18 protein-coding genes are annotated in these 20,479 nt (G+C 74.5%); 10 read left to right on the top strand and 8 right to left on the bottom strand.

Annotation, left to right across the window (positions count from 1 at the left end; genetic code table 11):
- Positions 1-11: 11 nt before the first annotated feature.
- Positions 12-1,937, bottom strand: a complete 1,926-nt coding sequence (locus PKE99_RS15060) for a sensor histidine kinase (RefSeq protein WP_051737343.1) — start codon at positions 1,935-1,937, stop codon at positions 12-14.
- A gap of 96 nt (positions 1,938-2,033) precedes the next feature.
- Between PKE99_RS15060 and PKE99_RS15055 the strand changes: the two genes are divergently transcribed.
- Complete coding sequence (locus PKE99_RS15055; RefSeq protein ID WP_037045211.1) at positions 2,034-2,606, top strand: SACE_7040 family transcriptional regulator; 573 nt, start codon at positions 2,034-2,036, stop codon at positions 2,604-2,606.
- Here the strand turns inward: PKE99_RS15055 and PKE99_RS15050 are convergent.
- Entirely contained in the window at positions 2,535-4,451 is a 1,917-nt protein-coding gene (locus tag PKE99_RS15050) for a heavy metal translocating P-type ATPase (RefSeq protein ID WP_063739743.1), read from the bottom strand. The genes PKE99_RS15055 and PKE99_RS15050 overlap by 72 nt on opposite strands.
- A gap of 98 nt (positions 4,452-4,549) precedes the next feature.
- On the opposite strand from PKE99_RS15050, the gene PKE99_RS15045 reads away from it, so the two are divergent.
- The gene (locus PKE99_RS15045) at positions 4,550-4,867 is read left to right on the top strand and encodes an ArsR/SmtB family transcription factor (protein WP_037045210.1); all 318 of its coding nucleotides are present in this window, start codon (positions 4,550-4,552) and stop codon (positions 4,865-4,867) included.
- Positions 4,868-5,766: 899 nt separating this feature from the next.
- Here PKE99_RS15045 and PKE99_RS15040 read toward each other — a convergent pair.
- Entirely contained in the window at positions 5,767-6,603 is an 837-nt protein-coding gene (locus PKE99_RS15040; protein ID WP_037045208.1) for an SDR family NAD(P)-dependent oxidoreductase, read from the bottom strand.
- 762 nt (positions 6,604-7,365) lie between these two features.
- Here PKE99_RS15040 and PKE99_RS15035 point away from each other — a divergent pair.
- Positions 7,366-7,671 (top strand): WhiB family transcriptional regulator, encoded by a 306-nt coding sequence (locus PKE99_RS15035; protein ID WP_063739742.1) that lies wholly within the window; start codon positions 7,366-7,368, stop codon positions 7,669-7,671.
- Between the two features lie 70 nt (positions 7,672-7,741).
- Here PKE99_RS15035 and PKE99_RS15030 read toward each other — a convergent pair whose 3' ends face one another.
- Positions 7,742-9,388, bottom strand: a complete 1,647-nt coding sequence (locus tag PKE99_RS15030) for a phosphoenolpyruvate--protein phosphotransferase (RefSeq protein WP_037045206.1) — start codon at positions 9,386-9,388, stop codon at positions 7,742-7,744.
- A 119-nt stretch (positions 9,389-9,507) separates the two neighbouring features.
- Between PKE99_RS15030 and PKE99_RS15025 the strand changes: the two genes are divergently transcribed.
- From PKE99_RS15025 to PKE99_RS14995, 7 genes are all read left to right on the top strand, one after another.
- Positions 9,508-10,269 (top strand): DeoR/GlpR family DNA-binding transcription regulator, encoded by a 762-nt coding sequence (locus PKE99_RS15025; RefSeq protein WP_037045203.1) that lies wholly within the window; start codon positions 9,508-9,510, stop codon positions 10,267-10,269.
- 47 nt (positions 10,270-10,316) lie between these two features.
- Positions 10,317-11,252, top strand: coding sequence for a 1-phosphofructokinase (gene pfkB, locus PKE99_RS15020; RefSeq protein ID WP_037045201.1), 936 nt, complete (start codon positions 10,317-10,319; stop codon positions 11,250-11,252).
- Positions 11,249-11,707, top strand: coding sequence for a PTS sugar transporter subunit IIA (locus PKE99_RS15015; RefSeq protein ID WP_037045200.1), 459 nt, complete (start codon positions 11,249-11,251; stop codon positions 11,705-11,707). The genes pfkB and PKE99_RS15015 overlap by 4 nt, the downstream gene beginning before the upstream one ends.
- The gene (locus PKE99_RS15010; protein ID WP_037045199.1) at positions 11,704-13,170 is read left to right on the top strand and encodes a PTS fructose transporter subunit IIC; all 1,467 of its coding nucleotides are present in this window, start codon (positions 11,704-11,706) and stop codon (positions 13,168-13,170) included. Before PKE99_RS15015 ends, PKE99_RS15010 begins: the two co-directional genes overlap by 4 nt.
- A gap of 19 nt (positions 13,171-13,189) precedes the next feature.
- On the top strand, positions 13,190-13,468 hold the full coding sequence (locus PKE99_RS15005; RefSeq protein ID WP_037045198.1) for an HPr family phosphocarrier protein: 279 nt from the start codon (positions 13,190-13,192) through the stop codon (positions 13,466-13,468).
- A gap of 209 nt (positions 13,469-13,677) precedes the next feature.
- Positions 13,678-16,461, top strand: coding sequence for a phosphoenolpyruvate carboxylase (gene ppc, locus PKE99_RS15000; RefSeq protein WP_231498189.1), 2,784 nt, complete (start codon positions 13,678-13,680; stop codon positions 16,459-16,461).
- 160 nt (positions 16,462-16,621) lie between these two features.
- Complete coding sequence (locus PKE99_RS14995) at positions 16,622-17,059, top strand: hypothetical protein (RefSeq protein WP_156067540.1); 438 nt, start codon at positions 16,622-16,624, stop codon at positions 17,057-17,059.
- Here PKE99_RS14995 and PKE99_RS14990 read toward each other — a convergent pair.
- From PKE99_RS14990 to PKE99_RS14975, 4 genes are read right to left on the bottom strand one after another with little or no spacing between them, the layout of a single operon-like run.
- Positions 17,002-17,841 (bottom strand): ABC transporter permease, encoded by an 840-nt coding sequence (locus tag PKE99_RS14990; protein WP_037045194.1) that lies wholly within the window; start codon positions 17,839-17,841, stop codon positions 17,002-17,004. The genes PKE99_RS14995 and PKE99_RS14990 overlap by 58 nt on opposite strands.
- Positions 17,838-18,623 (bottom strand): ABC transporter permease, encoded by a 786-nt coding sequence (locus PKE99_RS14985; RefSeq protein WP_156067538.1) that lies wholly within the window; start codon positions 18,621-18,623, stop codon positions 17,838-17,840. The genes PKE99_RS14990 and PKE99_RS14985 overlap by 4 nt, the downstream gene beginning before the upstream one ends.
- On the bottom strand, positions 18,620-19,426 hold the full coding sequence (locus tag PKE99_RS14980; protein ID WP_081924089.1) for an ABC transporter ATP-binding protein: 807 nt from the start codon (positions 19,424-19,426) through the stop codon (positions 18,620-18,622). Before PKE99_RS14980 ends, PKE99_RS14985 begins: the two co-directional genes overlap by 4 nt.
- A complete protein-coding gene (locus PKE99_RS14975; protein WP_269322981.1) occupies positions 19,423-20,445 on the bottom strand; it encodes an ABC transporter substrate-binding protein in 1,023 nt (340 codons plus the stop codon). The genes PKE99_RS14980 and PKE99_RS14975 overlap by 4 nt, the downstream gene beginning before the upstream one ends.
- Positions 20,446-20,479: the final 34 nt, after the last annotated feature.

The raw sequence follows: 20,479 nt of genomic DNA, 5'->3' as shown, positions 1-20,479 counted from the left end.
CGGCTTCCGGCTCAGCGGGCGGGCGGCCGGACGACGGGGATCGGCGCCGTCGGATTGACGTCCGCGGGCGAGAGCGCGTCGCCGAGCCGGATCGGCACCGACGTCGCGGGCCGGACCCGCTCGTCCTCATGGCTCCCACGCTCATGGCTCCCACGCGGGACCGGCGACGGACGCGGCACGGGCGCGGTCTCCTGCTCGTGCGGCACCGGCGAGGGCCGACGGCCGGCGGGCACCGGCCGAGTGGCGGGCTCGCGCGGTACCGGCGCGGTCTCCGGCTCGCGGGTCGGCGGGGTCTCGCGGGTCGGGGTCTCGCGGGCCGGCGGGGTGAGGACGGGCAGCGGGCCGGTCGGTCGGTCGTCCCGCAGGTCGCCGGGGTCCGCCGCGTCGGACGTCCCGTCCCCGGGCGGCGGCCCCTCCGGCCCCGGCTCGGGCTCGGCCGACGTCTCGGTGCGGGGCAGCCGCAGCCGGAACAGCGCCCCGCCCAGCGCCGAGTCGAGCACCTCGACGCCGCCGTGGTGCACCGCCACGATCTCCCGGACGATCGCGAGGCCGAGCCCCGCGCCGCCGTCCGACCGGGCGCGGGCCTCGTCGAGACGCACGAACCGCTCGAAGACGCGGCCGCGGTCCTCGGGCGGGACGCCGGGGCCGTCGTCGTCGACGTCGACCACCGCGTCGGGACCCTCGGTCCGCAGCGTGACCAGCACCCGCGAATCGGCGTGCCGGCGCGCGTTGTCGACCAGGTTCCGCACCGCCCGGACCAGCTGCGCGCGGTCGCCGGAGACCCGGACGGGCTCGGCGCGGACCTCGGGGGCCACGCCGCCGACGTCGGACGGGCGGCCGCGCTCGGCCTCGACGATCTCGTCGAGGTCGACGTCCTCGCGGCGGGGCTGCAGCCCGCGCTCGTCGGAGCGGGCGAGCAGGAGCAGCCCGTCGACCAGCCGGTCGAGGCGGCCCGCCTCGCCGCGCAGGGTCCGGACGGTCGACGCGTCGGACTCGTCCACCGACCCGGCCAGCAGCTCCAGGCCCGACGCGATCGTGGCGAGCGGGCTGCGCAGCTCGTGGCTGGCGTCGGCGACGAACCGGCGCTGGGTGGTCTGCGCGCTCTCCAGCCGGCCGAGCATCTGGTTCATGGTCTCGGCGAGGCGGCCCACCTCGTCCCGCGCCGGCGGGACGGGCACGCGCGTGCCGAGGTCCCGGTCGGTCATGCTCGCCACCCGCGCGCGCATCGCCTCGACCGGGCGCAGGGCCCGTCCGGCGAAGAGATAGGTGAAGCCGCCGACCAGCACCACGAGCACCGGGATGCCGACCAGCACCATCGCCAGCACCGTGTCGACGGCGCGGTGCAGGAAGTCCAGCGGCTGGGCGGCCAGCACGGTGAAGGGCTGGCCGGTCGGCGGGAACTCGAAGCCCATCGCGACGACCAGCACCTCCTCGTGCTTGCCGTCGTCGAGGGTGATCCACGTGGAGTGGACGACCTCGACCTCGTCCGGCTCGGCCAGGACGTCGGACATCAGGGGGTACTGCGGCAGCGGGTCCGAGGAGCCGATGTTCTGGATGTCCGGCGGCCGATGGGGGTCCCGGTTGTAGTTCGTGACCACCTCGACCAGGTCGGACCGCTTGCCCGTGGCCTGGACGGCGTTGCGCTTGACGTCCTCGGTGTCGGCGAAGTTCGCCGCGACCCGCTCGCCGAGCTGGGTCGCCTGCTGGGTGGCGGCGTTGACCAGCTGCATCCGCAGCAGCGCGTTGAGCCCGAGCACCAGGATCGCCCCGGCCACGAGGAGCACGACCCCGACGGTGAGCGCGGCGGCCAGCGCGGTCGTCGTCCGGACCCCGAGCCGGGCGCGCAGCCGGTCCCGCAGCCCGCGGAACGGCCCCGACGGCCGGTCCGGGGCAGCACCGGACCCCGCGGTGGGGTCCGGATCCGGGTCGCGGGCCATGGGACCAGGGTAGGTGCCGCGTCCTGTGCCGGGCCTGAGACGTGGCGACCCGGGCGGGTGTTAGCGAACGTTAACCAGAGGCGCTACGCTGGCCCGATGGCGGCGCCGCGGGTCGACAACGCACCCTCCCGGCGTGAGCAGATCCTCCGCACGGCCGCCGTCCTCTTCGCCCGGCACGGCTTCCACGGGGTGAGCATCGCCGAGCTGGGGGCCGCCGTCGGGATCAGCGGGCCGGCGCTGTACCGGCACTTCCCGGGCAAGGAGGCGCTGCTCGCCGAGCTGCTCGTGGACATCAGCGAGCGCCTGCTCGCCGGCGGGCGGGAGCGGTCCACGGGCGAGCCGGACGAGGTGCTGGCCGCGCTCGTCGACTTCCAGCTGGAGTTCGCGCTGCGCGAGCCGGAGCTGATCGTGGTGCAGGACCGGGACCTCGACAACCTGCCCGAGGGGGACCGGCGGCGGGTGCGCCGGCTGCAGCGCACCTACGTCGAGATCTGGGTCGACACGCTGCGCCGGCTGCACCCCGGGCTCGACCCCGACGCCGCCCGCGTGGCCGCGCACGGCACGTTCGGGTTGCTCAACTCCACCCCGCACAGCGGCTCACGCGCGGCTCCCGACGAGGTCGCCGGCCTGCTCCGCCGCATGGCGCTCGCCGCGCTCACCGCGCTCTGACGCCGGCCAGCCGGGGCGCAGCAGCAGCCGCAGCCCGTTCAGGCAGACCAGCACCGTCGACAGCTCGTGCCCGGCCACGCCGAGGGCCAGCGGCAGCGTCCCGACCAGGTCCCAGGTCACCAGCCCGACGATGACGACGGCGGCGAACGCCAGGTTGGCGCGCGCGACCCGCCGGGCCCGGCGGGCCAGGGCGGCCAGCGGCGCGAGCGCGCCGAGCGGGTCCCGCAGCAGGACGCCGTCGGCCGCCTCGACCGAGAGCGTCCCGGCACCCTCCCCGACGGCCAGCCCGACGTGCGCGGTCGCCAGCAGCGGGGCGTCGTTGAGGCCGTCGCCGGCGGCGAGCACCCGCCGGCCGCCGCGCTCGAGCTCCTCGACGGCCGCGGCCTTGTCGGCGGGCAGCAGCCCGGCACGGACCTCGCCCACCCCGATCCGGTCGCCGACCAGCCGGGCCGGGCCCTCGGCGTCGCCGGTGAGCAGGACGGGCGGGGCGACGGCCCGGCCGACGGCCGCGATCGCCTCCGCGGCGCCGAGGCGGACCTCGTCGGCGAGGACGAGCAGACCGACGGGAACGTCGTCGACGCGCACGACGACCGCGGTGTGGCCCTCGCGCTCCGCCTCGGCCACCCGATCCCGCTCCTCGCCGCCGGTCGGGCGCCCGACCGTGATCACGGTCGTCCCCACGACCCCGCGCACGCCCTCGCCGGGCAGGGCGGCGAAGTCGCGGACTTCGGGGAGGGGCAGGGTCCGACGGCGGGCCTCGGTGACGACCGCGCGGCCCAGCACGTGCTCCGAGCCCTCCTCCACGGCGGCGGCGAGGGCGAGCAGCTCGTCGGCGGAGCGGCCGTCGAGCGGCTCGACGGCGCGGACCTCGGGGCGGCCGCGGGTGACGGTGCCGGTCTTGTCCAAGGCAACCGCGTCGACCTCGGCGAGCGCCTCGACCACGCCGGCGTCCTTGAGCAGCACGCCGCGCCGGCCCGCGACGGCGACCGCGGCGAGCAGCGGCGGCATCGTCGCGAGCACCACGGCGCAGGGCGAGGCGACGATCATGAACGTCATCGCGCGCAGCAGCGTGTCGCGGAAGTCGGCGCCGAAGAGCAGCGGCCCGACCAGCAGCGCGAGGGCGGCGACCACGACCACCACCGAGTAGCGCTGCTCCACCTTCTCGACGAAGAGCTGGCGCTTCGACTTGGTCTCGGCCGCCCGCTCCACCTGCGCCGCGATCCCGGCCAGCACCGTGTCCGCCGGGTCGCGGTCGACCCGGACCCGCACCGTCCCGGTGCCGTTGAGCGTGCCGGCGAACACCTGGTCGCCGGGGCCGCGGCGGATCGGCAGCGGCTCGCCGGTGAGGGTGGAGGCATCGACCTCGGTGGCCCCGTCGCGGACGGTGCCGTCCGCGGGGATCTTCTCCCCCGGCCGCACGGCGACCTCGTCCCCGACCGCGAGGTCCGCGGCCCGGACCGACTCCTCCCGGCCGTCGGCGATCCGGTGGGCCGTCTCGGGCGCGAGGTCCAGGAGACCGGTGATGCTCGCGCGGGTGCGGGCGGTCATCACCGCCTCGAGCGCGCCGGAGCTCGCGAAGATCACGATCAGCAGCGCGCCGTCGAGGTGCTGGCCGATCGCCGCGGCGCCGAGCGCGGCGACGATCATCAACAGGTCGACGTCGAGGGTCCGCTCGCGCAGCGCCTGCAGCCCGGACCAGGCCGGCTCCCATCCGCCCGTGACGTAGCAGGCGGCGTAGAGCAGGGCGACGAGCGGCCACGGCGCCCCGAGCAGGTCGGCGGGCACGGCGGCGGCGAAGAAGAGCAGGGCCAGCGCGGCGCTCCGCACCTCGGGCAGAGACAGCATGCGTGAGAACATACCTGCGCATGCACGAAGGTATGCACTCAGATGGAAAGTGATCCTGACACCTGCACGGTCGCTCAGGTGTTCGCTAGACTCGCGGCGTGCACGAGGGCATCCCGGACTTCGCGATGCCGTCCGAGCAGGAGGTCCGCCGGGCGGCCGACTCGCTGCGCCTGCTCGCCGACCCCACCCGCATCAAGATCCTCTGGGCGCTACTGCAGGGCGAGACCTCGGTGGCTTGCCTCGCGGAGCTGGTCGGCGCGGCACCCACGGCGGTGAGCCAGCACCTGGCCAAGTTGCGCCTGGCGGGGCTGGTCGAGGGCCGGCGCGAGGGCACGTTCATCTACTACACCGCGGAGAGCGCGCACGTCCGCGCGCTACTCACCGAGGCGCTGGGGCAGGCGGCGGTCACCACCTGACCGCCGACCCGCCCAGGGCACCTCGCACGTCGGCCACAGCTGCCGTGCCGCACTCCGACTGCGTGTGCCGTCGGTCGGCGAACGCGGCGCCAGCCACCGGACCATGATCGTTGGCGTGGTGCGCCCACGGCTCCTCGCGAAGCCTTCGATGCACGAGAACAGCGATCATGACGGCGCCGGGCGGTCAGCACCTGAAACCGTCAGCATCCGAGCAGTGGGCAGTGCCGACCGTGAACGCCGATCCGCTGCGTTGAGGACTCCTTGCCGAACCGTCGGTGCACGGAAACAGCGATCTTGCGGGCGCGACGGCGATCGCCTGTGCGATGCCCTCCGCAGAGCGTGCGCTCAGGGCCCGGCGCGCAGCCGTCGGGGCACCCGAACAACGATCATGTGGACGCGGCCCGTGCAGCCGAACCTCTCAGCATCCGAGCAACGAGCAGCGCCGATCGCGCACCGTGATCATCACTTCGCGGCGCTCAGGGCTCCTCACGGAACTGTCCGTGCACCCGGATAGCGATCATGCCGTCGCGGCGGCGGTTGCCTATGCGACGCCCTCCGCGGAAGCTGCACTCACGGCTCCCCGCGCAACCCTCAGTGCACGGAGGTGGCGATCATGCCGGGGACCGGCAGCACCTGAACCCGACCGCGCTCACCTGCGGCGTCGGCACCTCGCACGCCGGCCACGCTCCGATCCCGTGTGTCGCCGGTCGGCGGACCATGATCGCCACCCCGGTGCACTGGAGACGACCCGCGTAACCGTAGATGCACGGAAACAGCGATCATGTGGGAGCGGTGGCGGCGCCCGAACCGACGTCCTCGCGAGCACTGCGCTCGAGGCTCGCAGCGCCGCCGGTGCACCCGATCAGCGATCTTGCCGACGGTCGATCGAGCCACCGACCTCACCGACCCGACCGGATGGTCGGGGGTTCGCCCGTGGTGCCGCGGTTGACCCCCGTCAGGCCACGCTTCCGCGGGTCGCCGCCGTACGCCGCGTGGATGCGGGGGCCGGCCGCGGTGAGCCCGCCGTCGACCGTGATCTCCTCGCCCGTCACGAAGCGGGAGGCGTCGTCGCACAGGAAGGCGATCACCTCGGCGACGTCCTCGGGCCGCCCCACCTCCGGCCACGGCTGCACCCCGTCGAGGGCCCGCGCCGGGTCCCGCCCGACCAGCGGCGTCGCGATCACGCCCGGGCACACCGCGTTGACCCGGATCCGGTCCTCCGCCAGCTCGACGGCCGCGACCCGGGTCAGGTTCAGCACCGCGGCCTTCGCCGCCGAGTAGGCCTGCGGCCCGGCCCCGCCGCCGTACGCCGCGATGGAGGCGACGTTGACGATCGCGCCGCCGGCCCCGGCCGCCCGCATCGCCCGCGCCCCGTGCTTGACACCGAGGAACACCCCGCGGACCAGCACGGCGAACGTGTAGTCCCAGTCCTCGACCGCGAGGTCGGTGAGGGCGCCGAAGGCACCGCCCACGCCGGCGTTGTTGACCACGGCGTCGATCCGGCCGTACTCGGCGACGCACCGCGCGACCGCCGCCTCGACCTGCGCCTCCTCGGCCACGTCGACGCGCTCGAAGGCCGCGCCCAGATCGTCGGCCGCACGCGGGCCGGTCTCCGGGTTGAGGTCGGCGAGCAGCACCGACCACTCCGCGGCGCGCAGTCGGGCGACGGTGGCGCGGCCGATCCCGCTGCCTCCGCCGGTGACGAGGGCGACGGGAGGAGCGCCGTGATCGACCATGTCGGCGACGCTATCGCCCGCGCCGCGCTTCGACGACCTCACGCACCGCCGGCCGGGTGGTGATCAGCCCGAGCCGAACGGTCCGAAGGGATGCGGATCGCAAGCCCGGCCGACCCAGCCGCGATCCTCCGCCCGTGATCGCCGGCCGGAGCCGTTCGAGCAGTGCCCGTGATCACCGTTCGAGACCGTGGACGGCCACATCCGACCATGAAGGGTCCGGTACGGCGATCATGCCCAGCAGCGGCGCTCCCGGGCGCCCCTGCCCCGAGCGCCGTCGGGGACCTCAGCGCGATCCTGCCGCGCCCGTGATCGCTGTCCAGGGCCGATGGCGGCCACACCCGGCCGCGAACGGTCCCGTCCGGTGATCATGGACCGACCGTCGGCGCCGGCGACCGACGCCGCAGCCGCGATCGCCGGCCGGCCCTGGCGACAACTTTTCCGGCCAGGACCGTCACATTCGACCGCCGGACGGAGTCGGAGAGAGGTGGGCACGCTACACAACCGGGATCCGCAGTCCGAACCCCTAGGGGATCCGGCGAGCCGGATGGGGACTTTCTCCGGATCCGCGCACACGCAGCAGGCGGCAGGGTGGTTCCCGTGCTGCTGCGCCCCTCGTCACCGAGTGCGGTGGCCGGTGGGCCGTCCGGGAGGCGCCGTTCGACGGGTGCGCGCCCGGTCCCGCCGGTCGGGGGGAGGGCGACGGGCGCAGTGGCAACTCCGGCCGGGGGACCGGAGGACCGGCGATCGTGGGGGTGCACGGAAGTGAGGACGATCGCGGGTGTACCCGCGGGACCGGCTGCCGGGGGGACGGCAGCCGGCCCCGCGGATCTCCTCGCCACCGAGCTGCCCTGTCACGGGCCCGGCGGCGGGATGTGGTTCGCCGACGACCCGGCCGACCTCGACCGCGCGAAGGCCGCCTGCCGCGGCTGCCCCATGCGGGCCGAGTGCCTGGCCGGGGCGCTGCGGCGACGCGAGCCGTGGGGCGTGTGGGGCGGCGAGATCTTCCAGGAGGGCGTGGTCGTGCCCGTCAAGCGCCGCCCCGGCCGCCCACGCAAGCATCCGCGCTGAACCCGCGAGCGCAGCTCACAGCCGACCGGTTTCCGCAGCTCACCAGGGGTCGTGAGCGCGTACCGCCCCTCTAGGGGCAGTGCGCACTCACGGCCTGGCGGGCCGACATCGGGTCCGGGGCGGCGCAGGCGACCGCGGCCAGGGCCCGGCACTGCTCCAGGGTGAGGCCGGCGAGCGAGGCGCCGACCGCGGCCAACGCGCCGGAGCCCATCGAGAGCGTCGCGACGCCCAGGCCCACCAGCACGGGGGCGAGGGCGGGATCGGCAGCGGCCTCGCCGCACACGCCGACCGGGACGCCGGTCTCCGCGGAGGCCTCGCCCAGCATCCGGATCAGCCGGAGCAGCGCGGGCTGCCACGGGTCGTTCAGCGCCGCGACCGGGCCGGACTGGCGGTCCGCCGCGAACAGGTACTGGGCCAGGTCGTTGGTGCCCACGGACACGAAGTCCACCTCGGCCATGATCTCCCGCGCGACCAGCACGGCGGCCGGGATCTCGATCATCACGCCCGCGCTGGTGATCCCGTGCGCCCGGCAGCGCTGCACGAAGAAGCGCGCCTCCTCGGCGGTGGCGACCATGGGCGCCATCACCTTCAGCTCGGCGCCGGTCTCCTTCGCCGCCGCGGCCAGCCCGGCGAGCTGGCGCTCCAGGACGTCGGCACCGTTCCCGGGCACCCGCGCGATCCGCAGGCCCCGCACACCGAGCGCGGGGTTCGGCTCGCCGTCGAGGGTCAGGAAGGGCAACGGCTTGTCGGCACCGGCGTCGAGCGTCCGGGCGGTCACCGGCTTGCCCGCGAACGCGCCCAGCACGCCGTCGTACACCTCGCGCTGCCGCTTCTCCGAGGGCTCCTCGGCCGCGGAGAGGAAGGCGAGCTCGGTCCGGAAGAGGCCCACGCCCTGGGCCCGCCGCTCGGCCGCCGCGGCCGCCCCGTCGGCGTCGCCGACGTTGGCCAGCAGCGGGACGGGATGCCCGTCGGCGGTCCGGCCGACGCCGTCCCACTCGACGGCCTCGACCGCCTCCACGATCACGGCCGCCTCCTCGGCCGACCCGACCTCCTCGACGGAACCGGCGCCGCCGTCCACCACGACGAAGGCGCCCTCGACCAGCTGCCGCGCCCCCGCGCAGCCGACGACGGCCGGGATGCCCAGCGAGCGGGCGAGGATCGCGGTGTGGCTGGTCGGCCCGCCCTGCTCGGTCACGAGCGCGAGCGCGATGCCCGGGCGCAGGCCGGCGGTGTCCGCGGGGGCGAGGTCGGCGGCGACCAGGACGGCGGGCTCGGCCAGGTCGGCCACGCCCGGCGCGGGCAGGCCCTGCAGCTCGGCGACGATCCGGTCGCGGACGTCGCGCACGTCGGTCGCCCGCTCGCCCATGTAGCCGCCCATCGCGGCGAGCATGTCGGCGAACGTGTTGGCCGCCTCCCAGACCGCGCGGGGTGCGGGCCGCCCGCCCTCGCGCACCAGGTTCTCGGCGTTCTCGAGCAGGGCCGGGTCGCCGACCATCGTGATCGTCGCCTCGAGGACGTCCTTCGCGTCGCCCGACGCGGCGTCGGCGCGGGTCTGCAGGCGGGCGGAGACGAGCTCCATCGCGGGTCCGATCCTGCCCGCTTCGGTGTCCGGATCGGTGGGAACGGGCCCGACCGGGGGCTCGCCGGGGGCGTCGGCGACGCGCACGACGCGTCCTCCCGCACGCCCGGGACTGGCAGGGATGCCGTTCAGCTGCATTGCGAACTCCCTCGATCCGTTCGGATGACTTCGGCGTGACCCGTTGACGAACTCCAGTAAAACCCACATACTCGGAAACAAGCAAGCAGATTCGGGCACGGATCCGGGAGCGAACGAAGATGTACGCAGCGGAGCGTCAGCAGTGGTTGCTCACCCGTACCCGCGACGCGGGGCGGGTCGACGTCGGTGCCGTGGCCGAGGAGCTGCAGGTCACGCCGGAGACCATCCGGCGCGACCTCGGCACCCTGGAGCGCCAGGGCCTCGTCCGCCGGGTGCACGGCGGCGCCATCCCCGCCGACCGCCTCGACTTCGAGCCCGCCATCGGCCAGCGCGACACCGTGGCCGGCCCGGAGAAGGAGCGCATCGCCAAGGCCGCCCTCGCCGAGCTCGAGGGCTGCCTGACCGTCCTGCTCGACGCGGGCACGACCACGGCCCGGCTCGCCTCAGTCCTGCCGACCGACCGCGAGCTGACCGTCGTCACCAACTCGCTGCCGATCGCCTCGATGCTCGCCACCCGGCCGAACGTCGTGCTGCGGCTGCTCGGCGGGCGTGTCCGCGGCACCACGATGGCCGCGGTCGACGACTGGATGACCGACACCCTGGCCACCCTCACCGTCGACGTCGCGTTCCTCGGCACCAACGGCTTCTCCCCGGAGCGCGGGCTCACCACGCCCGACCCGGCCGAGGCCGCCGCCAAGCGAGCCATGATCGCCGCCGCCCGCCGCGCCGTCGTGGTGGCCGACGCCGCCAAGTACGGGACCGACCAGTTCGTCCGCTTCGCGCGGCTGGACCAGGTCGACGCCCTGGTGACCGACACCGGGCTCGACGACGCCGCCACCGCCGCCATCGAGGCGGCGGGCCCCCGCGTCGTCCGGGCCTGACCCGCACACGACCGACTCCACGACCGACTTCACGAGGAGGTGAAGCCTTGATCGTCACCGTCACCCCCAACCCCAGCCTCGACCGGACCGTCGAGCTGGCCGGGCTGGTCCGCGGCGAGGTGCACCGCGCCCTGTCCGTGCGGCTGGACCCGGGCGGCAAGGGGGTCAACGTCGCCCGCGCCCTCACCCGCGCCGGCGTCGACGCCCTCGCGGTGCTGCCCTCGGGCCGCGCCCCGGGCGGGCGGCTCAACGGCCTGCTCGACGCTCTCGGCGTCCCCGCCGTCACCGTGCCGATCCACGGCGCCACCCGCTCCAACATCACGCTCGTGGAGCCGGACGGCACCACGACGAAGATCAACGAGAGCGGCCCGGTGCTCACGCCCGAGGAGGTCGAGGAGGTCACCGAGCAGGCCGTGGCCCGCTCCCGCGGCGCCGACTGGCTGGTGACCTGCGGGTCGCTGCCCGAGGGCATGCCCGTCGACCTGCACGCCACCCTCGTCCGGCGGGCCGGCACCCGGACCGCCGTGGACACCAGCGGGGCCCCGCTCGCCGCCGCCGTCGCGGCGCGGCCGGACCTGGTCAAGCCCAACCACGAGGAGCTGGCCGAGCTGGTCGGCCGCCCCCTCGCCAGCCTCGGCGACGTGCTCGCCGCGGCCCGTGAGCTCCGCGCCGCCGGGGTCGGCGCGGTCCTCGTCAGCCTGGGCGCCGGCGGCGCCGTGCTGGTCGAGGAGTCCGGCGAGTACCACGCCGCGACCCCGCCCGTGACCGTGCGCAGCACGGTCGGCGCCGGCGACGCCACCCTGGCCGGGTTCCTGGCCGCCGGGGGCGCCGGGCCGGACGCCCTCGCCCGCGCCGTGGCGTACGGCGCCGCGGCCTGCCGCCTGCCGGGCAGCGAGATGCCCGGACCCCACGAGCTCCCGCTCGCCGACGTCCGCGTCGGACGCCCGCACGCCGATCTCGTCCTCACCGGAGATGCCGCATGACCGAGCAGTCCGCCCTGATCACCGCCGATCTCGTCGACCTCGACCTCCCGTCCACCGACCGCCGTGCCGCGGTCGGAGCGCTGGCCGAGCGGCTCCAGAAGGCGGGCCGGGTGACCGACCTCGCGCAGTTCCTCGCCGACATCGAGGCCCGCGAGCAGCAGATGCCGACCGGGCTCGAGGGCGGGATCGGCATCCCGCACTGCCGGTCCGCGGCCGTCACCGTGCCGAGCCTCGCGTTCGGCCGCAGCACCGAGGGCGTCGACTTCGGCGCCGAGGACGGGCCCGCCCGGCTCGTCTTCATGATCGCCGCTCCCGAGGGCGGCGACACCGACCACATGACGGTGCTGGCCGCGCTGGCCCGCCGGCTGGTCCGCAAGGCGTTCAAGGACGAGCTCCTCGGCGCGACCGACGCCGGGCACGTCGCCGACTACATCCGGAAGGAGGTCGGCGCGTGAAGCTGCTGGCCGTCACCGCGTGCCCGACGGGCATCGCGCACACCTACATGGCCGCCGAGGCCCTCGAGGTCGCGGCGGAGGAGGCCGGGCACGAGATCGTCGTCGAGACGCAGGGCTCGGCCGGCTCCACCCCGTTCACCCCGGAGCAGCTCGCCGGTGCCGACGCGATCATCCTCGCGGCGGACGTCGAGGTCCGGGACAAGGACCGCTTCGCCCACCTGCCCACGGTGACCGCCGGGGTGAAGAAGGCGATCGGCGGGGCGCCGGCCCTCATCGAGCAGGCCGTGGCCGCCGCCGAGGCGGCGCCGAAGGGCACCGCGGCACCCGCCGAGCCGCAGCTCGCGGTCAAGCAGACCGGCCCCGGTGTCGGGTCGAAGGTCCGCGGCTGGCTGATGACCGGCGTCTCCTACGTCATCCCGTTCGTCGCGGCCGGCGGCCTGCTGATCGCCCTGGGCTTCGCCCTCGGCGGCTACCAGATCACCGACGCCCCCTCGGTCACGGAGAGCTTCTCCTGGACCTCGCACACCAGCTGGGCCGCACTGCTGTTCCAGCTCGGCTCGCTGGCCTTCGGCCTGCTCGTGCCCGTGCTGTCCGGCTTCATCGCCTACGCGATCGCCGACCGGCCCGCACTGGTCCCCGGCTTCGTCGGCGGCCTGGTCGCCGTCGAGGTCGGTGCCGGCTTCATCGGCGGCCTCGCCTCCGGCCTGCTCGCGGGTGGCCTGATCTTCTGGATGAAGAAGTGGAAGGCCCCGAAGGCGATCGCCGGGATCATGCCGGTGCTGGTGCTGCCGCTGGTCGGCACGGCGATCATCGGCGGGATCATGTTCGTGGTGATCGGGCAGCCGCTCGCCGCGATCACGACCGGCCTCACCAACTGGCTCAACGGCCTGTCCGGCAGCAACGCGATCCTGCTCGGCGCCCTGCTCGGCCTGATGATGGCCTTCGACATGGGCGGTCCGGTGAACAAGGCCGCCTACGCCTTCGCCGTCGCCGGGCTGTCCACCAACTCCCAGACCGCGCTGCTGATCATGGCCTCGGTGATGGCCGCGGGGATGACCCCGCCGCTGGCCATGGCCCTGGCCACCACCGTCCGCAAGAAGCTGTTCACCGAGGCCGAGCGCGAGAACGGCCGGGCCGCGTGGCTGCTCGGGGCCTCCTTCATCACCGAGGGTGCGATCCCGTTCGCCGCCGCCGACCCGCTGCGCGTCATCCCGTCGCTCATGGCCGGGTCCGCGGTCACCGGTGCCCTGTCGATGGCCTTCGGCTCGACCCTGCGGGCCCCGCACGGCGGCATCTTCGTGGTCCCGCTGATCGGCAACCCGTTCGGCTACCTCGTCGCGATCGTCGCCGGGACGCTCGTCTCCGCCGCGATCGTGATCGTCCTCAAGTCGGTGGGCCAGAAGAAGAAGGCCGCCGCCACCACCGAGTCCACGTCGGCGCCCCGCGCCGCCGCCCACGCCTGATTCCGTAGGAGAGATCGTCATGGCCGAGCGCCGCGTCAAGGTCGGATCGTCCGTGGGGCTGCACGCCCGCCCCGCCAACCTGTTCTGCAAGGCCGCCGGGCAGCAGCCCGCGAAGGTCACCATCGCCGCGGGCGACCGCGGCCCGGTCGACGCCCGCAGCATCCTCTCGGTGCTGGGGCTCGGCGTGAACTCCGGTGAGGAGGTCGTCCTCACCAGCTCGGACGACGCGAACGGCGAGACCTCGCTCGACGCGCTGGCCGAACTGCTCGCCACGGACCTGGACGCGGTCCCCAGCTGACGTCCGCGCCCCGACCCGGGCGGGCGGTCCCCACAAGGGGGGCCGCCCGTTCGGCGTTCTCCGGGGTCCGGCGCGGGACCACATGTCAACGGCGGGTTACGGCCTCCCGCCAGCGATGGCCCCGCCCCGGCGCAGGCGCGACGATGGCCGGTAGTCCCGCCGTTCCCGACGCCGCGAGCGGCCCCTCCCGTGAACGGAGCCCCACCACGGTGACCGCGAGCGCCCACCGCACCGAACTCCTCGCCCCGGACTCCCTCGCCGCGCACTCCGGCGTCGTCTCCGAGACCGAGCACAGCGCCCTGCGCGCCGACATCCGCAGGCTCTCGACGATGCTCGGGCAGACCGTTGCGCTGCAGGCCGGCGACGAGGTGCTGGAGCTGGTGGAGGAGGTCCGCAAGCTCGCCCGGGAGGCGGCCGGCGAGAGCGGCGACCCGGACGCCGTCACCCGCCGGCTGTCCGGCCTCGACACCGGCACCGCCGTCGTCCTGGCCCGGGCCTTCTCCCAGTACTTCCAGCTGGCCAACGTCGCCGAGCAGCTGCACCGCTCGCGCGAGCTGCGCAGCCTGCGCCCCGCCGACCGCCGCCCGCTGCACACCGTGATGGAGCGGCTGGCCGCCGAGGCCGACCGCGGCGCGGTGCAGGAGGTACTGGCCCGCGCCCAGCTGCGGCCCGTGTTCACCGCGCACCCCACCGAGTCGTCCCGGCAGTCCGTCCTCGCGATCCTCCGGCGGGTGGCCGAAGGGCTCGACCACGGCGCGTCGGACGACGAGCTGGGCGCCCTCGTCGACCTCCTCTGGCAGACCGACGAGATCCGGCCCGGCAAACCCACGGTGACCGACGAGGCCCGCGGCGTCGCCTGGTTCATGGAGCAGCTCGGCACCCGCACCGTCCCCGACCTGGTCGGGGAGTTCGAGGCCGAGGTGCGCGCGCACGGCTTCGAGGTCCCGCCGGACTCCCGGCCGTTGAGCCTGGGCTGCTGGGTCGGCGGCGACCGGGACGGCAACCCGAACGTCACGCCCGAGGTCACCCGCGAGGTCCTGGAGCTGTACACGGACCGCGCGCTGAAGATCCACGGCGGCCTGGTGGAGCAGCTCATCCAGGAGCTGTCGATCTCCACCCGGGTGATGGGCGTGTCCGAGGAGCTGCGCGGCGCGCTGGCCCGCGACCGGCGCGCGCTGCCCGAGGTGCACGACCGGTTCATCCGGCTCAACGCCCACGAGCCCTACCGGCTCCACCTGAGCTACCTCCAGGCGCGGCTGGAGAACACCCGCAGCCGGATCGCGAACCGGGGCCCGCACGTCGCGGGGCGGGACTACCTGGGCGTCGCCGACTACGTGGCCGACCTGGGCGTGCTGGACCGCTCGCTGCGCGGGCACCTCGGCGCCCGGATCGCCGACGGCACGCTCGCCCGTGCGCTGCGCGCGGCCCGGGCGCTGGGCCTGCACCTGGCCGAGCTGGACATCCGCGAGCACAGCCAGAAGCACCACGACGCCCTCGGCGCGATCTACGACGAGCTCGGCGAGCTGGACAGGCCGTACGCCGAGCTGACCCGCGAGGAGCGCCGCGCGCTGCTGTCGACGGAGCTGCAGGGGCACCGCCCGCTGATCCGCCGGCACTACGGGGTGCCCGAGGCGGCGGCCCAGGTGATCGCGACCTTCGACATGCTGCACGAGGTCCAGCACGAGTTCGGGCCGGAGGTCGCCCGGACCTACATCGTGTCGATGGCCCAGGACGTCGACGACCTGCTCGCCGTCGCCGTCCTCGCCCGCGAGTCGTACATGGTGGAGCTGCGGACCGACCCGCGCTCGTCCGTCGACCTGGTGCCGCTGTTCGAGACCGTCGAGGAGCTGTCCCAGGCGGGCCCGCTGCTCGAGGGGCTGCTGTCCGACCCGGGCTACCGGCAGCAGGTGCGCAACCGCGGCGACCTGCAGGAGATCATGCTGGGGTACTCGGACTCCAACAAGGGCGCCGGGATCACCAGCTCGCAGTGGGAGATCCACCGGGCCCAGCGGCAGCTGCGGGACGTCGGGGCGAAGCACGGCGTGAACCTGCGGCTCTTCCACGGCCGCGGCGGTTCGGTGGGCCGCGGCGGCGGGCCGGCGGGCGAGGCGATCGCGTCGGCGCCCTACGGCTCGGTCGACGCGGCGATGAAGCTCACCGAGCAGGGCGAGGTCATCTCCGACAAGTACTCGCTGCCCACGCTGGCACACGACAACCTGGAGATCCTGCTCGCCTCGATGCTCGACGCGAGCGTGCTGCACAAGGCCTCCCGCTGGCCGGACGAGACCCTGGCCCGCTGGGACGAGGTCATGACCTGCGTGTCCGAGGCGGGCAAGAAGGCCTACCGCGAGCTGGTCGGCGACCCGGCGCTGCCGGAGTTCTTCACCGCGGCCACCCCGGTCGACGAGCTGGGCCGGCTCAACGTGGGCTCCCGGCCGTCGAAGCGCCCGGGCAAGGGCACCCCGTCGCTCGACGACCTGCGGGCGATCCCGTGGGTCTTCGGCTGGACGCAGACCCGGATGGTCGTCCCCGGCTGGTACGGGCTGGGCAGCGGGCTGAAGGCGGCACGCGACGCGGGCTACGGCGAGGTCCTCGACGAGATGCGCGAGTGGGCCTTCTTCGCCAACCTGCTCGGCAACGTCGAGATGACGCTGGCCAAGACGGACCTGCGGATCGCCTCCTACTACGTCTCGACGCTGGTCGAGCCCGGTCAGCAGGGGCTGTTCGAGCTGATCCGCGCCGAGCACGGGCGCACGCTGCGCGAGGTGCTGGCGCTGACCGGCGACCCGGTGCTCCTCGACCGGCACCCGGTGCTGCGCAACACCCTCGCGGTCCGCAACGGCTACCTCGAGCCCCTGCACCACCTGCAGGTCGAGCTGCTCGACCAGCGCCGCCGCCGGGGCGGTGCCGACGGTGGAGACGACGCCGACCTCGAGCGCGCCCTCCTGCTCACCATCAACGGCATCGCGGCGGGGATGAAGAACACCGGCTGACCCCGAGGCGCACGGCGTCCGGGCGCTCAAACACTTCGGACGATCCTTCGGTGCCGCCCGGCTCTCGCTGCGCTCCACCCGGCCGCACGATCGGCGCATGTACGCGCCGACGGCGGCCAGGGCCGCGCCGGTCCGCGTGCGGGCGAGAAAGGAGCCGAGGATGAACGATCGTTTCCGCCGAGGGCTGGGGCGCCTGGCCGCGGTCATGGTGCTGGGTGGTGCCGTCCTGCTGTTGCCGACCACCAGTGCTGTGGCGCAGACGAGCGCGTCGAGCACGGTGTCGGTCTGGATCGACGGGTGGGGCAGCGGGACGGTGACCAGCAGACCAGCAGGAATTAACTGTCACCTCGCCACGCCGGTGGGGTATCCGTACGAGCACGCCGCCGGCGAGGACCAGAGCATCAGCGGGACGTGCCACGCCGACTTCCCGGTCGGGACGGCCGTGACCCTCACCGCGACACCGGATGCAGGTTCGGAACTCAACTACCTCGACTGTGGTGGCGGGATGGCGAGCCCGTGCACGAGAACGGTCGCCAGCGGCTACAACGGTGTCTGGGCGATGTTCTGCCCCCGCGACGGCCTGTGCTCGGCGGGATGACCAGCCCGGCTCTCCCGCCATACCTGCGGGCCGGTGGGCCGCGCGAGTAGCTGCTCGGCCCGGGCCAGAGCGAAGTTGACCAGGTAGCCGAGCACACCGATCGCGAACAGGAGCCCCCAGGCGCCGGCGGTGTCGAAGCGCTGTTGCCGTTCGACCAGCAGCCGCCCGATGCCGTCGCCCGTGCCCAGGATGTCGACCAGCAGCGTGACGATCAGGGTCATGGACGCCGCGACCCGAACGCCGAGCAGCACCCCGGGTGCGACGGAGGGCAGCAGCACGGTGCGCCAGCGCCGCTCCCGGCTCAGACCGAGCGTCCGTGCGGCGTCGAGCCGCACGCGGGGAACGGCTCTCGCCGCGGCGGCGCTGGTGTGCAGAACCGGCCAGACCACGGCGAGCGCGACGACGGCCACAGCGGTCGCCCGGGTCGTGCCGAGCGCGAGGATGGCGAGCGGGACGATGGCGGCGCCGGGGATCGCGGCGAGGAGATTCAGGGCGGGCGACACGGCTCGGTCGACGCGGCGGGAGAATCCGACGGCTGCGCCGAGCACGGAGCCGATCACCGTGGCCGCCGCGAGCGCGAGCACGAAGGTGGTGAGGGTGCCCGCGACGGCGCCGGCCAGCCGCCCACCGAGGCTGAGCTCTGCGAGCGACTCCGCCCAACGGCTCGGCGGCGGGAACGTCCGCGACTCGGACGGGGCGACGAGCTGCCAGCACGCGAGCCCCGCGACCAGCGGCAGAAGCCCCCGTACCGCGCCCGGGCTCCGTATCGAGGCCCGGATCACGACGGGCCCGCCGCGCCGGCCGGCCGACCGGTGAGCCCGAGGGGGACCAGCCGGCGGAGCAGGCCCTGAAGGAGGATCCCCACCAGACCGCAGACCACCACGTAGGCCCACATCCGTGGAGGGTTGAGCCCCTGCAGGGACTCGACGAGGCCGCCGCCGAGTCCGGCAGGCGACATCACCATCTCGGCGACGACCGTGACGTGGAGGGCGACGATCGCAGCCACCCGCGCGCCGGCGAGCCACGACGCGGCAGCAGCCGGGACCACGATCCGCCCCACCGTCCGAGCGGCCGACAACCGCAGAGTGCGGGCGACGTCGCGCAGGCGATCGGGAACTCCCGCAACGCCGCCGGCTGTGGTCACGAGCACCGGCCAGGTGGCCGCGTATGCCGCGAGCAGCAGCTCGGTGGAGGGGCCCGGTCCGAGCAGGAGGAGCGCGATCGGCATCAACGCGATGGCGGGGATCGTCCGCAGGAAGTCGAACGACGCCGCGACGTGGATCCGCAGAGCCGGTACGAGTCCCAGAGCCACGCCGAGCCCGCCGCCGACCACTCCGGCGACTGCGGTGGCGATCAGCACGACCGCCACCGTGTGGGCGAGGTCCACCGGGAGCTCCCCGTCCATCACCTCGACCGCCAGGGCCCGGCCGATCTCGACCGGCGGCGGCAGGAACTCCAGGTCGAGCACCCCGGCCGACGTGAGCAGCTGCCAGGTGACGAGCACGGCGACCGGCACGACCAGGCTCATCCCGCCCGGTCCGGGCAGGCGGCGGAGGCCGCTCACGGTGTCCCCGACACGAGCAGCTCGCCGAGGCGGTGCCGCGACCGCAGGTAGGGCTCCGCCTCCCGGGTGCGCAGCTGGTGCCGCGGGCGGGGCAGCTCCGTGGGCAGGTCGAGGGCGACCGTGCCCGGCTCGCCGCCGAGCACGACGACCCTGTCGGCGAGGTAGAGCGCCTCGTCCAGGTCGTGCGTCACGAAGACGATCGTGGTGTGCGTCCGCTCCTGGATGCCCAGCAGCACGTCCTGCAGAGCTGCCCTCGTCAGCGCGTCGAGCGCCCCGAACGGCTCGTCCATCAACAGCACCCTCGGCTGGACGGCCAGAGCCCGGGCGATCTGCACCCGCTGCGCCATACCCCCGGACAGCTGCGCGGGATGGTCGCCGCCCCGGTCGGCCAGCCCGACCAGCTCCAGGGCCTCGGTCACCCGGCGTCGCCGTTCCCCGGCCCGTAAGCGTCCCCCCAGACCGAGCGCGACGTTGCGGGCCACCGTCCGCCAGGGCAGCAACGCGGCGGCGTAGTCCTGGAACACCATGACGGCCTCGGGCGGCGGGCCCGTCACCGGCCGCCCGAACAGGCGGACGGTCCCGACCGTGGCCGGCAGGAGACCACCGAGAACCCGCAGGAGGGTGGTCTTCCCGACCCCGGATCTGCCGACCACCCCGACGATCTCCCCGGCCGCGACGTCGGCGTCGACGTCCTTGAGCACGCATCGGAGGCCGGCGCGGCCAGGAAGACCCACGCCGACGCCCCGGAGGTGGTACGCCGTCCCGCCGGCCGGCGATCGCGCCCGGTCGTCGGGCGCCGTCATGGATGGTCCTGCCACACCAGGGTCGTCACGTCCGGTTCCCGGCCGATGCTCCCGACCGACTTCGAGATCGTCACGTAGGGCTCCAGGTCGCGCGGGGCGATGTCCAGCTCCCAGGTGGGCAACGGCGAGCCGGCCGCGACCTCCGGCGGCATCTTCAGCCACGCCCGGTACTGGTCCCGGATCGCGTTCTCGTCGCGGCTCAGCTGCGCGACCGCTTCTTCCAGCGAGGCACGCCAGGCCCGAACCGCGTCGGGATGCTCCCGGGTGAACCGTGCCGAGGAGGCGAACAACGAGGTCATCCCGTCGTTCACCGCGCCCCCGGTGGCGTCGAGCACGGCCGCCACGACCACGTCCTCGTGCAGTCGGAACCCACGGGCGGCCATCGCCGTGCTGAACGGCGCCCCCGCCACGGCCGCATCCAGCCGCCCCGCCTCGAGCTGGTCCGGCATGGTGGCGAACGGGGTCTGCACGAAGGTCACCTGGTCCCGGGGAACGCCGGCCCGCTGCAGCAGGTAGACCAGCGAGTCGGTGAGCTGACCGGTCAACGCGGGCACACCTATCCGTGCACCGCGCAACTGTCCCACCGACGCGATCCCCGGATCCCTGGTGATCCACACGGTGCCCGGGTGCGCCGACGTCGACCTGCTCAGGCGCGAGACCACCTGGACGTCGATGCCGTGGTCGGCGGCGACCAGCACGATCGTCGGCACGCTGAGCACGATGTCGTACCGCCCCTGGTCCAGCGCGGCGGTGAACCCCGGCAGGTCGTTCCCCTCGGTGATGGTCACCCGGAGTCCGTTGCGCTCGAAGATGCCCTCGGCCGCGGCGACGTGCGCGGGCAACGTGCTGGCCAGCGGCGCCAGCGCCACCCGTAGCTCCGTCACCTGCCCCGCGGCGGCCGGCGCGGACGGTGCACCGCAGCCGGCGAGCAGCACGAGTGCCGCAAGGAGGCCGACCGTGTTCAGGTGGTGACGTCGACGTCCACCACGACGAGTTACCGGTAGCCACCGCAGAGGCATTCCGGGATGATTGAGGGTGACCATGCAGAGCCGC

It is taken from the genome of Pseudonocardia halophobica, from assembly GCF_027922425.1.
Classification (GTDB): Bacteria; Actinomycetota; Actinomycetes; order Mycobacteriales; family Pseudonocardiaceae; genus Pseudonocardia; species Pseudonocardia halophobica.
The sequence above is the reverse complement of the archived record's forward strand: the minus strand, read 5'-3'. Positions and strand labels throughout refer to the sequence as shown.